Annotated in this window: 10 protein-coding genes; 4 read left to right on the forward strand and 6 right to left on the reverse strand. The window is 69.7% G+C overall.

Annotated features, from left to right (window positions below; all coding sequences use genetic code 11):
• Positions 1-64: 64 nt before the first annotated feature.
• Complete coding sequence (locus G1H10_RS06025) at positions 65-901, reverse strand: purine-nucleoside phosphorylase (RefSeq protein WP_163734108.1); 837 nt, start codon at positions 899-901, stop codon at positions 65-67.
• A gap of 160 nt (positions 902-1,061) precedes the next feature.
• On the opposite strand from G1H10_RS06025, the gene G1H10_RS06030 reads away from it, so the two are divergent.
• The 3 genes from G1H10_RS06030 to G1H10_RS34435 all read left to right on the forward strand — a co-directional run bounded on the left by G1H10_RS06030 (position 1,062) and on the right by G1H10_RS34435 (position 5,955).
• Complete coding sequence (locus G1H10_RS06030) at positions 1,062-2,567, forward strand: D-arabinonate dehydratase (protein ID WP_163734111.1); 1,506 nt, start codon at positions 1,062-1,064, stop codon at positions 2,565-2,567.
• Between the two features lie 285 nt (positions 2,568-2,852).
• Entirely contained in the window at positions 2,853-4,235 is a 1,383-nt protein-coding gene (locus G1H10_RS06035) for an NAD(P)H-quinone dehydrogenase (protein ID WP_163734114.1), read from the forward strand.
• Positions 4,236-4,326: 91 nt separating this feature from the next.
• A complete protein-coding gene (locus tag G1H10_RS34435; RefSeq protein ID WP_163734116.1) occupies positions 4,327-5,955 on the forward strand; it encodes a LuxR family transcriptional regulator in 1,629 nt (542 codons plus the stop codon).
• 84 nt (positions 5,956-6,039) lie between these two features.
• Here G1H10_RS34435 and G1H10_RS06045 read toward each other — a convergent pair whose 3' ends face one another.
• Positions 6,040-7,446 (reverse strand): FAD-binding oxidoreductase, encoded by a 1,407-nt coding sequence (locus G1H10_RS06045; RefSeq protein WP_163734118.1) that lies wholly within the window; start codon positions 7,444-7,446, stop codon positions 6,040-6,042.
• Positions 7,447-7,559: 113 nt separating this feature from the next.
• Entirely contained in the window at positions 7,560-8,837 is a 1,278-nt protein-coding gene (locus G1H10_RS06050) for a hypothetical protein (RefSeq protein ID WP_163734122.1), read from the reverse strand.
• Between the two features lie 206 nt (positions 8,838-9,043).
• Between G1H10_RS06050 and G1H10_RS06055 the strand changes: the two genes are divergently transcribed.
• The gene (locus tag G1H10_RS06055; RefSeq protein WP_163734125.1) at positions 9,044-10,516 is read left to right on the forward strand and encodes an arylsulfotransferase family protein; all 1,473 of its coding nucleotides are present in this window, start codon (positions 9,044-9,046) and stop codon (positions 10,514-10,516) included.
• Between the two features lie 114 nt (positions 10,517-10,630).
• On the opposite strand, the gene G1H10_RS06060 is transcribed toward G1H10_RS06055, so the two are convergent.
• From G1H10_RS06060 to G1H10_RS06070, 3 genes are read right to left on the reverse strand one after another with little or no spacing between them, the layout of a single operon-like run.
• Positions 10,631-11,791 carry a hypothetical protein gene (locus G1H10_RS06060; protein ID WP_163734127.1) on the reverse strand — a complete coding sequence of 387 codons (1,161 nt, stop codon included), beginning with the start codon at positions 11,789-11,791 and terminating at the stop codon, positions 10,631-10,633.
• A 33-nt stretch (positions 11,792-11,824) separates the two neighbouring features.
• Positions 11,825-12,403: a hypothetical protein gene (locus G1H10_RS06065; RefSeq protein WP_163734129.1), complete on the reverse strand. Its 579-nt coding sequence runs from the start codon at positions 12,401-12,403 to the stop codon at positions 11,825-11,827.
• The gene (locus G1H10_RS06070) at positions 12,387-13,724 is read right to left on the reverse strand and encodes a hypothetical protein (protein WP_163734132.1); all 1,338 of its coding nucleotides are present in this window, start codon (positions 13,722-13,724) and stop codon (positions 12,387-12,389) included. Before G1H10_RS06070 ends, G1H10_RS06065 begins: the two co-directional genes overlap by 17 nt.
• Positions 13,725-13,736: the final 12 nt, after the last annotated feature.

Here is a 13,736-nt window from a genome sequence, read left to right on the forward strand (position 1 = left end):
CGTGGCAATGTGGAACCTCGATGTCGGCCTTGCGACCTTGTGGAAGCTTGGTGCCGGAAGCGGCTCACGCCAGCCGGCTCACGATCTCGGCAAGGAGCGCGCTGATCCGTGGCGCAGCTGCCTGGCCTGCCTCGATGACCTCTGTATGACTCAGCGGAGCCGGACTGATGCCGGCCGCGAGGTTGGTGACCAGCGAGATGCCCAGCACCTCGACGCCGGCTTCGCGCGCCGCGATCGCTTCCAGCGCGGTCGACATTCCGATCAGGTCGCCGCCGATGCGTTTCAGGTACTGGATCTCGGCCGGCGTCTCGTAGTGCGGACCGCGCAGCTGTACGTACACGCCCTCGCCGAGCGACGGGTCCACCTGTCGGGCCAGGGTGCGCAGCCGGGTGGAATAGAGATCGGTCAGGTCGACGAACGTGGCCCCCTCCAGCGGAGACGCGGCCGTGAGATTGATGTGATCGCTGATCAGGACGGGTGTGCCGGCCTGCCATTCCTCCCGCAGCCCGCCGCATCCGTTGGTGAGGACCAGCGTCGATACGCCGGCGGCGGCCGCGGTGCGCACGCCGTGGACCACGGCCCGTACACCGCGCCCCTCGTACAGGTGCGTCCGTGCGCCCAAGACCAGGGCATGACGGTCGCCGCCTGTGTCGACGGCGGTGTCGATCCGGATCGAGCGGATGGTGCCGACGTGTCCCTCGACGGCCGGTGCGCTGAAACCGGGGATGTCGGTGGCCGGGACTTCGGCCACGGTCTCGCCGATCAGCTCGGCGGCGCCTCCCCAGCCCGAGCCGAGAACCAGTGCGACATCGTGCCGGGGCACGCCGGTGGCTTTCGCGATGTGCTCGGCGGCCGCCTGCGCGACTGCCTGTGGGTCGTCCGTTGCGGTGCTCTCGCTCACCGGCCGACTGTATCGCGGGCCGGGAGGTGTACGACGGGATGACGGCGACGCGAGGCGCGGTAAGGTAGGTCAGTAACCGGTTTCTCAACCCGCCCCGCCATCGTGGCGGGACACTCTGAGACTCCGCGCACCTGTACCGCTGTTGGCGAGGGAGATTCCGATGACGGCAGACAAGCGGCTGCTCCGGCTCCGCCCGGACGACTCCGTGGCGGTGACGCTCGACGGTCTGGAAGCGGGCACCGCACTCCCGTACGGAGACATCGCCGTCCGCGAGACCATCCCGCCCGGGCACAAGGTCGCCGTCGTGTCCGTCGCGGAGGGCGCGCCCGTGCGGAAGTACGGCCAGGTGATCGGCTACGCGGCGCGGCCGATCGAGGCCGGAGACCACGTGCATGTCCACAACGTCGGTTTCGCCGACACCAGTGACGCGGCGGTGACCACCGGGCAGGTGCCCGCGCCGGAACCGGTCGAGCCGGAGACGTTCGCCGGCATCGTCCGTCCCGACGGCCGCGTCGGGACACGCAATTACGTCGGCATCATCACCTCGGTCAACTGTTCGGCCACGGTGGCGAAGCTGGTCGCCGAGCGGGTGCGGATCTCGGGCATGCTGGCGGCACAGCCCAGCGTCGACGGTGTCGTCGCCATCACGCACCAGACCGGGTGCGGGCTGGCCTCCGACGGGGAAGGGCTCGAGCTGCTCCGTCGCACGCTGTCCGGGTACGCCGACCACCCCAATTTCGGCGGCATCGTCGTGGTGGGGCTCGGCTGCGAGGTGAACCAGATCGCTGAACTCGACCTGCCCACGTCGACGCCGTACACGAGCATGACCATCCAGGATGCCGGCGGGACGGCGGCAGCCGTGCGCGCCGGCGTGGAGGGCGTGGAGAAGCTGCTCGCGTCGATGGAGATCGAGCGGCAGCCGGTGCCGGTGTCTGAGCTGGTGCTCGGGCTCCAGTGCGGCGGGTCCGACGGCTACTCCGGCATCACCGCCAATCCGGCTCTGGGTGTCGCGTCGGACATGCTGGTCGCGCGTGGCGGCACGTCGATCCTCGGGGAGACGCCGGAGATCTACGGGGCGGAACACCTGCTGGCCGAACGGGCAGTCGACGACGACGTCGCCGCTCGGCTGTACCAGCGCATCGCCTGGTGGCGCGAGTACACCGCCGCGCACGGCGGAAGCATGGACAACAACCCGTCGCCGGGCAACAAGGAAGGCGGGATCAGTACCATCCTGGAGAAATCGCTCGGTGCGGTGGCGAAGGCGGGCACGGCGCCGCTCTCCGACGTCCGGCTCTTCGCCGAGCAGGGCACGTCGCGAGGGATGGTGTTCATGGACACACCCGGCTATGACCCGGTGTCGGCGACGGGGATGGTGGCGGGCGGGGCGAATCTCATCTGCTTCACCACCGGACGCGGTTCGGTCTACGGCTGCAAACCCGTGCCCAGCCTGAAACTGGCCACCAACTCCGAGATGTACCGGCGGATGTCCGATGACATGGACATCAACTGTGGCGTGATCGCGGATGGGGAGGCGAGCGTGGAGGAGATCGGCCGGCAGATCTTCGAGCGGATCGTCGCGACCGCCTCCGGCGAGCAGACCGCCAGCGAGATCCTCGGCTTCGGTGACGAGGAGTTCGCACCTTGGCAGCTGGGCGCCGTGATGTGACATCTGTTGCCGGCACGCGTTCGCGGCTGTCTACCCGCCGCGTCCGTGTCGGCCCTGGTCACCGTCCCTCCCACGGACGCTTTGCAATGCACACATATACGCATCGGGTCTGCGACGGCTGGCCGGCCCGGTCTCGAATGGCTGCGTCTAAGTCAGGGCCGAGGAACCCATGTCCGCACGTCGCACGCGTGATGCGTATATGTGTGCATTGCAAAGGGGCGCGTGGGTCGTGGGTGGGAAGGCACAGCGCGAGGGCTGTGGGGCCGGCCGCACGTATGCGCAACAATGGCGTACGTGACTCGTGTGGCGATACTCGGTGGCGGTCCCGGCGGATATGAAGCGGCGCTGGTGGCCGCGCAGCTCGGAGCGGAGGTCATCCTCGTCGACCGGGACGGTATCGGCGGTTCGACGGTTCTCACCGACTGCGTGCCCAGCAAGACGCTGATCGCGACCGCGGAGGTGGTCACCGACCAGGAGGAGTCGTCCGAGCTCGGCGTGACACACGGCGAGGAGGTGCGAGTCGACCTCGCCCGCGTGAACGCCCGGGTGCGCCGCCTCGCGATGGCTCAGTCGGCCGACACGACCGCCAGCGTCGAGCGCGCCGGTGTCCGGATCCTGCGCGGAGTCGGACGGCTGGCGCCTGGGGACCGCGTCGTCGTCGATCTCGCCGACGGCGGCACGGAGGAGTTCACCGCCGACGTGGCGCTGCTCGCCACCGGAGCGCGGCCGCGGATCCTGCCCGACGCCCAGCCGGACGGCGAACGCATCCTCACCTGGGAGCAGGTATATGACCTGCAGGACCTGCCCGAGCGGCTGATCGTGGTCGGATCCGGTGTGACCGGCGCGGAGTTCGCCAGCGCGTACAACGCGCTCGGCTCAGACGTGGTGCTGGTGTCGTCGCGGGACCGGGTGCTACCCGGGGAAGACGCCGACGCCGCACTGGTGCTGGAGGACGTGTTCGCCCGGCGTGGCCTGAATGTGCTGTCGCGTTCCCGGGCGTCGTCGGTGAAACGGTCCGGGGACGGCGTCGTGGTGACCCTGTCCGACGGGCGCACGGTGGAAGGGTCGCACTGCCTGATGGCGGTCGGATCGGTACCGAACACGGACAACCTCGGCCTCGCCGAATGCGGGGTGGAGGTCGACGATCGCGGGTTCGTCGTCGTCGACCGCGTGTCCCGCACGACGGCCCGCGGCGTGTACGCGGCCGGGGACTGTACAGGTGTGTTGATGCTGGCCTCGGTGGCCGCGATGCAGGGCCGGACGGCCATGTGGCATTTCTTGGGCGATACGGTCCACCCGTTGGACATGAAGACGGTCGCGGCGAACGTCTTCACCTCGCCGGAGATCGCCACCGTGGGCTGGAACCAGGCCACCATCGACGCGCGCGAGATCGATGCCCGCGCGATCAAGCTGCCGCTGGCGACCAACGCACGGGCCAAGATGCACGGGATCACCGACGGCTTCGTGAAGCTGTTCTGCCGCGCCGGCACCGGGATCGTCATCGGCGGTGTCGTGGTCGCGCCGCGGGCGAGCGAACTGATCCATCCGATCTCGCTGGCGGTCGAGGGCTCGCTGACGGTGGACCAGATGGCGCGTGCGTTCACCGTGTATCCGTCGCTGTCCGGGTCGATCGCCGAGGCCGCTCGCCGCCTGCACCTGCGCGACTGACCTTATTTGACACCGCGCCGCCTGGTGTCATACTTCACCGCATCAAAGGCTTGGCCGATGTCCCCTTGTGGGACACCCTAGGGGGCGCCAGGTGAACGAGCTCTTGTCGCGGGCGCATGCGGCATACCAGCGCCATGACTGGCAGCGCGCCGAGGAACTCTTCGACGAGGCGCGCGCCCGCGGTGGCTTGGGCGCGGATGATCTACATGCGGTCGCCGATGCCTCGTGGTGGCTCGGGCACCTGGATCGGTCCTTGGAGACGGCAGCAGAGGCGTACCGCTGCTATCTCGACGACACGCAGCCACGTCGAGCGGCGATGGAAGCGCTGGGCATCGCCTATCTGCACGCCCTTCGCGGGGATGAAGCGGAGGCTTCGGGATGGATGAGCCGGGCGGCTGGTCTGCTCTCCGGCGAACCGGACTGCCCCGAGCAGGCCTACCTGGCGTATCTGGTCGACGTTGAGGGCGGCCTCGACCGGTGGGAGCTGGATAGCGTGCTCACCGCGGCGGACGTCGTCCGGGAGTCCGGCCGCCGGCACAGTGACACGACTCTGGTTGCGCTGGGCCTGACCGGACGGGGACACGCGTTGATCCGGCAAGGCCGGGTTGCCGACGGGATGGCTGCGCTGGACGACGCGATGACCACCTCGCTGCACGACGGCCTCAGTCCTGACTGGGTCGGCAACGTCTACTGCCACTTGATGAGTGCCTGTCATGAAGTCGCCGACGTTCCGCGGGCACGGCATTGGACAGCTGCGGCCTCCCGCTGGGTGGATTCCTTCTCCGCGGCTGTGCTCTTCGCCGGTATCTGCCGTGTGCACCGCGCACAGATCCTGCAAGAAGCGGGCGCCTGGGAAGAGGCCGAACGCGAGGCGGCGCGGGTGTGCACCGACGTGGAACACCTGGCCGTGGGCACTGCGGCCGAAGCGCACTACCAGGTGGGGGAGGTCCGTCGGCTGCGCGGCGATTACGACGGTGCGCTCGCCGAATACCAGCGTGCACGCGAGCTGGGACGTGATCCTCAGCCCGGCTCCGCGCTCGTCCGGCTGGCGCAGGGACAGGCGGACGCCGCGTCGTCGTCGATCCGCGCGGCACTGCTCGCCGAGACCGGGGACCGGCTGGTCCGCGCCCGGTTACTCGCGGCGCAGGTGGAGATCGCGCTGAGCGCGGGCGACATCGAAACCGCTCGGGCGGCGAGTGCCGAACTCAGCGAGACCGCGGCGAGGTATGGCAGCGCAGGGTTGAACGCCCTCGCCCGGCAGGCGGAGGGCCTCGTCAGCCTGGCCGACGGCGGTGCGGAAGAGGCGCTGCCCATCTTGCGCGACGCGTGCCGGCTTTGGCGCGAACTGGACGCGCCCTATGAATGCGCTCGGGTACGGCTGGTGCTGGCGCAGGCATACATGGCACTGGGCGACGACGACGCGGCCGCGGCCGAGCAGAGCGTTGCCGCCGACGTGTTCAAACGCCTCGGTGCAGCGCCCGACAGCCCGAAGCCGCCCCGGTGGGGCGTCGGCCCGCCCCTGCCCGACGGGCTCACCAGGCGTGAGGTCGAGGTCCTCGGTCTCGTCGCCCATGGCCGGACCAACCGACAGATCGCCACATCGCTGACGCTCAGCGAGAAGACGGTAGCCCGGCATCTGTCCAACATCTTCGCGAAGACCGGCGTGTCTTCACGGACCGAGGCGGCGGCGTACGCCTTCCAGCACCGCCTCGCCCCATGATCGGGTCCGCACCCCATGATCGGGTCTGCGCGCCATGATCGGGTCTGCGCGGCGCCGCTGGCTGACGTACTTCCGCTGCGGACCTTACAGGCGAGCCGCGGCGGAAGCGAACAGGCCCGTCGGATCGTAGGTGCTGAGCACGCCCTCCAGCCGGGAGGTGTCCGCTCCCTGGATGGCCTCCCGGCTGACGTCGTCCTCGTCGGAAAGGCCGGCGAAGTTGATATAGACGCCGCCGGAGGCGAACGGCTTCATGGCCCGCCACGTCTGGCGTGCCCATCCGACGACCCGGTCGTCGTCCGCGGGTTCGGTCCACAGGCAGTCGATGCTCAGGTTGAACCGAGCGCCACGGTGCGCATAGGCGCTCTCCGCACGCGACACCCGGTCGATCGCGCCACCGAGGGTGCGGATCACGATCAGCGTCTCCGGTGTCGGCCGGTTCCGATCGCAGTCGAGCAGCGTCGTGATCGCCTCGTCCCTGAGCTCGTCCATGAAGTGCGACTTGAAGTAATAGCGGCCGCCGTCGGGCACGAGCTCATCGAGCGCGCTCTGCACGGCGACATAGGGAACGGTGCCGCTCTGATCGACCATGGGAGTCCCGAGCCGACGGTAAGGGGTGAGCGCCTCGCCGGACTCCGCCGGATCGCCGGCGTAGAGCGCCGCCGCCATGAAGACCTTGGTGCCGTGCAGCTCGGCGGGTATCTCCGGATCCGGTGGAATGCTCCACAACGCAGCTTCCGGGCTCACCGTCTCCGGCGCCACGAGCGTCGCATCACGCCATCGCCGCAGCGCGGTCGCGGCCTCGTCGTACGGATAGATGACCTGCGCGACGGCGGCGTCCGGGCCGAATGGGTGCAGACCGAACTCGAACGCGGTCACCACACCGAGCCCGCGTCCCGCGCCGCGAGCCGCCCAGAATAGGTCCGGATTCTCGGTGGTGCTGGCCGTCCGCACCTGTCCGTCGGCGGTGACGACCTCGATGGAGCGCAGGTTGTCGCAGGCGAGGCCGAAGGCGCGGTGCAGCAGGCCCATGCCGCCGCCGAGCGTCAGTCCAGCGACGCCGGTGCGCGAGACCTCGCCGCCCGTGGTGACCAGGCCGTGGCGCTGCGTGGCTCCGTCGACGTCTGCCCAGCGGGCCCCGCCCTGCACCCGCGCGGTGCGGGTGACCGGGTCAACGGTCACCCCGTCCATCCGAGAGAGGTCGATGACCAGGCCATCGTCGCAGACGGCGCTGCCTGCCACCTGGTGGCCACCGCCGCGGACGCTGATCTCGGGGCGGTGCCGGCCGGCGATGCGGACCGTCGCAGCGACGTCGTCGGTGCTGTCGCATTGGACGATGACCGCCGGGCGACGGTCGATGACGCCGTTCCAGACGCGCCGGGCGTCGTCGTATCCGGCGTCGCCTGCTGCGAGAACCGTGCAGCCGACGGCCCCGCGGAGGTCGTCGAGAAGTTCGGTGGCAGGTCCCGCAGGTCGGCTGTGCATGGTGGTCATGGAGCCCCCTAAGTCGGCGATGACGCGACGTTAGGGCCTGCACACCGGTGAGTTCATCGGGAGAACGATGCAACGTGAGCAGTCCGTGGTGGGTGGTTCTACCCATGCGACGTTCAGAAGCCGCCGAAGTCTCCGAAGCCGCCCCCGAAGTCGCCGCCACCGCCACCATCGCCGAAGCCGCCGCCGAAGTCACCTCCGCCGCCGCCCCCGAAGCCGCCCCCGAAGTCGCCGCCACCGCCGTCGGCTCCGGCGCCCGCGTCTGCGGCGCCGTAGGCCAGCGGGGCGGTCATGGTCGTGCCGAGCATGGTGCCGACCATCATCGCCGGGAGGACGGCGCCGTAGTATCCGGCCGCCCACGCACCGTAGGCCGGGCCGGCATCCCAGTACGGACGCCGCTCGCCGTCGACGGTGACCATCCGGGTGTCCGGGTTCTCGCCGTCGCGGATCCGGGTGGCATCGGCGGCGCAGACCGGGACCGTGCGGTTCACGCCACCTGGCGGCGCCCACAGCACATCGTCGACGGACGGGCCGTGCCGCGGATCGAAGAAGCACGGCGGGCGGCGCTCCGGCAGCGGCTCATTCTTCATCCGGGCGTCCACGCAGCCGAGCAGCCAGCGCCCCTCCTCCAGGGCGTTGGTGACGGCCTTCAGGTCCATGGGTTTCTCGGCGCGGTCCGCGTAGAGCTTGGCGTTCTCGTACAGGTCGAGGGCGCGGCCGTACTCGTGGCGTGCCTCTATCGGCACCTTGGAGTCGGCCTGCACGTCGAGGTCGAGTTCCGAGAGTCGCTCACCGTAGGCGGTGATGTCCTCGTCCAGCGCGCCGCGCACCTGTTCCAGCTGGACGCGCTCACGATTGCGCTTGTTCCGCCGGTAGAGCAGGAACCCACCACCGCCGGCCGCGGCCAAGATGGCCAGGGGCAGCAGCCCGCCGCCACCGTCCGGCTCGCTCGTTCCGGTGCCGTTGCCGCCGGCACCACTCGCACCGCCGTCGGCCGTGTCGGCCATACTCTCGTAGCGCTCCACGATCCCGTCTATGAGCTCCGGCATGTCCTCAGCGATGTTCGATACCGACACGGCCGTACTGCGGGCATCGCTGAGGATGGTGGATACGGCGTCGGCCCCACCATTACTCAGCAGGGCGACATACGAGCCATCCTGACGGACGAGGTTAGCCAGATCTTCCACAGAGGCCCGGGCATCTTGGGCGGCAAGGGGTAGAACCGCGATCCAGATGGGCGTGGACGCCCCGTCTAGCAGCAGCCGGGCTTCTTCCTGCTGGGCCGACGTGAACGGAATACCGGCCTCCTCGAGCTCGGCCTCCGCTTCGGGATGCACGAAGAGACGCACGTCTTCGCTGAGTTCTCTGCCCGCTTCATCCCACACGCTCGACATATCTCCATCATCCACTCCTCACCCCTGGTGTGCCATACCTGTTCCTGGCGACGCTCGATGAGGCACCGATGGTCGTGCGGAGGACCGGTCGCCCGTCGACGACTTCCGGCTGCAGCGTACGCCGCGTCTCGGACGAAACGTGTATGTAGAACCTCGTGATTGACTGGGCCCCGATGAGTTGCGACACACATCTGGATCGTCGGCGAGTGAACGGTTCGGCTCTCGTCGTCATCGGTGCATCCGCGCTGATGATGACGGCATGCGGAGACGACGGGGAGGCAACCGGCGGCGAGGAGGAGAGCGTCGAAACGTGGAGTTACGTCACCCGCCCGGACTTGACGCCGCCGGTCATCAGTGTGGAGACGACTGGTGCGACGGCCGACGGGCTGCTGTTCATGGCCCCGAAGAAGGCCGGCGCCCAGACAGGACCGCTGATCGTGGACGGCGAGGGTGAGATGGTCTGGTCATCTCCCAGGGAGGACATGAACGTCGCCGACTTCCGAGTTCAGGAGTACGACGGCGAGCCCGTGCTCACGTGGTGGGAGGGCGAGTCGCACGAGGGCCACGGCGACGGGGAGTTCGTGATCATGGACTCTTCGTACGAGGAGATCGCCCGCATCGGTGGGGGTGATGGCCGCCCGGGCGATCTGCACGAGTTCGAGCTCACCGACGACGGCACTGCGCTGGTCCTGGCCTACGAGACCGAGCCGGCCGACCTGCGGCCGTTCGGTGGTGAGGCGGACGGCGAGATGCTCAACAACTATGTCCAGGAGATCGACATCGAGACCGGTGAAGTCCTTCTCGAATGGGACGCGAGCGAGCATGTCGAGATGTCCGACACGTACGACGACCTGGGCGGCGACGATGAGGACGCTGACGAGGGAGAGGACGAGGACGAGCCGTTCGATTGGTTCCATGTGAACTCCGTGGTCGAAGACGACGACGGAGGCCTGCTCATCTCCGCACGCAACACCCACGCCGTCTACTACATCGACCGCGAGACCGGCGAGATCCGGTGGGTGCTCGGCGGCAGGAGCAGCGACTTCACCATGACCGACGAGACCACGTTCGCGTGGCAGCACGACGCCCGATGGACCGAGGACGGCTTGCTGAGCCTCTTCGACAACCAGGCCGCCCCGTCGCCGAGGGACGAGTCCCGGGCGATCGTGCTCGATCTCGATGAGGAGCGGGGGACGGTGCAGCTCGTCGAGGAACGCACGAACCCGGAGCGGATCAGGGCGTTCAGCCAGGGCAACGCGCAGCGGCTCGACGACGGAGGCGTGCTCGTGGGCTGGGGCAGCGGATCGGCCATGACCGAGTTCGACGCCGACGGGGCCGCCGTCATGCAGGCGATCCTCGCGCCGGCCGAGACATACCGCGCGTACCGGATGCCGTGGACGGGCGATCCGGCCTCACCACCCGACGTCGCGGCACAGGCGTCCGGCGACGGGCAGGTCGTCGTGTACATGAGCTGGAACGGCAGCACCGAGGTCACCCAATGGCGTGTCCTTGGTGGCGACGCCGAGGACCGCCTTCGACCGGTGACGACCGTCGGCAAGGACGGGTTCGAGACCGCGGTCGCCGTGGACGACGCGGACTACGTGGACTACGTGGCCGTGGAGGCGCTGGACTCCTCCGGCGCAGTGCTCGGCACCTCGGACGTCGTCCCCACAGGTTGAGGTGCCCGCGGCTCGGACGAGCGACGCGGCTTCTTGAGCGCCAGTGGCGAACAGAGGTCGCTGCGGGCGCCGTTGACGCAACGGGCGCTCAAGAAGCGACGGCGATGAGCGACGTCACGCGCCGGGCCGGGCGGGACCGGCGAGTACGCGCTCGACGAGATCGGCGCGGAGCGCCCCATAACCCGTCGAGGACCACGGCTCCGCGCCGGATTCGTAGTAGGGCACGTCCCGTGCACCGACGGTCACCATCAGCGTGTCCGGCTCGACGTCGTCGTCAACGTGCCGCGCACACACCGCACACGCGCCCACCCGGACGTGCGACGTGCTGTGCCCGGGGAGCGTGACGTCCCGGGTGGCCGCGCCGTGCAGCGGGTTGAAGAAGCACGGCCGAGGCAGCGGCCGGCGTCGCAGCGACTCGCGCCCGGTGGCCCGCCGCAGGTGTGCCGTGCCCGTCTCGGCCAGCACCAGCGCACCGACCAGGTCGGCGATCGAGCCGCCGCTCCGGTCGAGCGTGCGGCCCGCCGCGTCGTAGGCGTCCAGCGCGGCGCGATACTCGGTGACCGCGCTGGTGCCGCTGCCGCTCCCGCCGCCGGCCGGAACGTCGGTCCGGTCCAGCGCCTCGCCCAGCTCCAGCACAGCCGCTCTGGCTTGCTCTTCCAGGGCCTCCGAACGGGCCTCGCGTACCGCATCCAGCACGTGCGGCGGCACCGAGAACGCCCTGGCCACCTGATTCTGGTCCCGGCGGGTGCGGGCGCGGTAGGTGAAGACCAGCGCCGCGACGAGTGCGACGAACAGTCCGATCATGATCACCGCCGCGAGCATCTCGGCAGCGTCGTCGGAAGACGAGGAGGTCGACGAGCCGTCGTCGGATCGCAGCTGCTCGTACGCTTCCTCCCCGGTGCCGGTCGCGACCAGCTCGACGAACCGTTCCAGCGTGGCGCCCGGATCGTCGTCGGGGTCTTCGGCCGCCCAGACGGCGTCGCTCTGGTTGGCCACCCCGTGCTCGCGCACGGTAAGCATCCCGCCCGGATTGACCGAGACGTAGACGCCGTCATCACCGAGCTGGTCCCAGACGAGCGCGAGGAGCTGGCCGGGGCGTCCGTTGAACTCGTCGTCGACGTCGAGTTGCGTGTACACGACATAGATGGGAACCGGGGACTCCTCGACCATGGCGGTCAGGTCCTCGACCTGACCGTCCGGCAGCAGCCCCTGGTCGACGTAGACCGGGGAGTCGCCCAGTTCGTCGACGATGGTCGTCACCCGCTCACTGGACATCGACGCTCCTCAACCTTCCTCAGCTCAGCTCAGTCAGCTCGCCTCGCCGCGCCCGCCGCCGCCGAACATCCGGATCAGCGAGTCGGCCATCGGTCCCTCCGGGAGGGAGACGACCGGCCAGCTGATCTGGTCGCCGGTGCGCTGGATGCCGGCGTCGTAGCGACGCTGATCGATGATGACGTAGCGGCCGTCCTCACCCACCTGGTCCGCGAGCGCGATGACGGCCGCCTCGATGTTCCCGCCCATCCCGTCCTCCTCGTGGAACGGCATAACGACGACGAAGGTAGGCTCGCCGCCGCGCAGGACGTCGACCACATCCTCCCGCTCGCTCTCCGGCAGCAGGTAGGCGAGGGCGGGATCGACGTACAGCGGCGACTCCGCCAGTCGCGCCGCGGCGTCGCGCAGCCGGTCGTCGGCCGGCGGCACGTTCGCCACCTGCTCGATCTCGGTGCGCGTGGTCCAGTCCTTGCGGGTGCCGTCGTCGGAGAGCCAGAGTGCGACGTTGCGCGTCACCACGGCGGCGATGATCCCGATGAGCAACGCCAGCAGCACGCGCATGCCGCGGCTCAGCCGTGGCCTGGGCGCGGCGACGTCCCTACCGCCGCCGGTCATGGGCGAACCTCCCGGGAAGCGCGGTACCGGCGCGAGCACCCGCCAGCACCAGATCGGCGGCGTCGGCGCGGAGGGACCCGAACCCGGTGAACGCCCAGACGTCGTCGCGACGGTAGTACGGGACCACCTTCCGGCCCTGCCGGAGACGGAGCACGTCGGGGTGGCGCCCTTCCCGCAGGTCCAGCTCGCACCGCGGGCACACGGGCACTCGCGGCGAGCTCGCGTCGCCGGGCAGTGGTGCGGTGGTCGAATGCTCCCCGTGCATGGGATTGAGATAACACGGGCGTGGCGGCTCGGCCGGTCGATGTCCGATGGACGTGTCGGCGGCGTACTCGGCGAGCACCATCGCTCCCACCACGTCGGCCGGGTCGGTGCTGTCCTGCAGGGCGTGTGCGGCGTCGGCGGCGTTGCGGAGTGCCTGCTGGAGGTCGGGGTCGACGTCGTCGGCAGCGTTCCACTGGCTCTCGTCGATCACCGCCAGCGCGTCGCGGAGCCGGCGCCGCGCTGCGGAGACGTCGGAAGGCTGTCGCGGCGCCGAGGATCTGGAGCGCGTGCCCACCAGGGCGAAGACGACGGCCGCGAGTATCGCCGACGCCGCGCCGACGACGAAGCCCAGACCCAGCGCCCCATCCTCGGTCATGCCGTTGGTGGGGCCGAGCTCGGTCAGCTCGATGCGGACCCGCGTCTCGCTGAAGTCCACGTGGGTGCGGTTCATCAAGGGGTCGCCGCCGAGATCGGAGGAGATCTCCGCCGCGGCCGCCTCGCCCTCCGGTCCGTACCAGCCGCCGGACTCGACGATCGGTGCGACGCGCAGGAAGGCGCGGGCGTCGGCGACGGGGGTGGAGTCGAACGCTTCGGTGCCGGCGAAGCCGGCGTTCGCCAGTGTCAGGTCGTCGATGCCGTCGAGGCCGGGCGAGATGGCCTCCACCCAGTCGCCGATGCCGACGACGTAGAGGCCGTCCTCGCCCACCCGGCGATGGATCAGGGTGGCGAGCTCGCCGGGCACATCGGGCAGATCGTCGCCTGGCACCTTGTGCACCAGGACGACGTAGGCCGGATACGTAGAGCCGGCGATCTCGTCGTGCAGGATCTCCCGCACGGCCTCGACGTCGCCGTTCGCCATCGACCGGTCGACGACGAGGGGGTCGGTGCGCAGCCGCTCGGCGATCTGGTCGACGCGGGCGCCCGGCTCGGCGATCTGGAGATCCTGGGTGGCGCGTGCCGGCGCGGCGGCGACGAACATGCCGATGGCGGCGGCCAGGATCGCGCAGATGAGACCGGCTATGCGGGCTGGGTGCCGCGCTGATCGGTGATCCGTCACGGTCCTATTTCA

Source organism: Phytoactinopolyspora halotolerans (assembly GCF_010550675.1).
GTDB classification, from domain to species: domain Bacteria; phylum Actinomycetota; class Actinomycetes; order Jiangellales; family Jiangellaceae; genus Phytoactinopolyspora; species Phytoactinopolyspora halotolerans.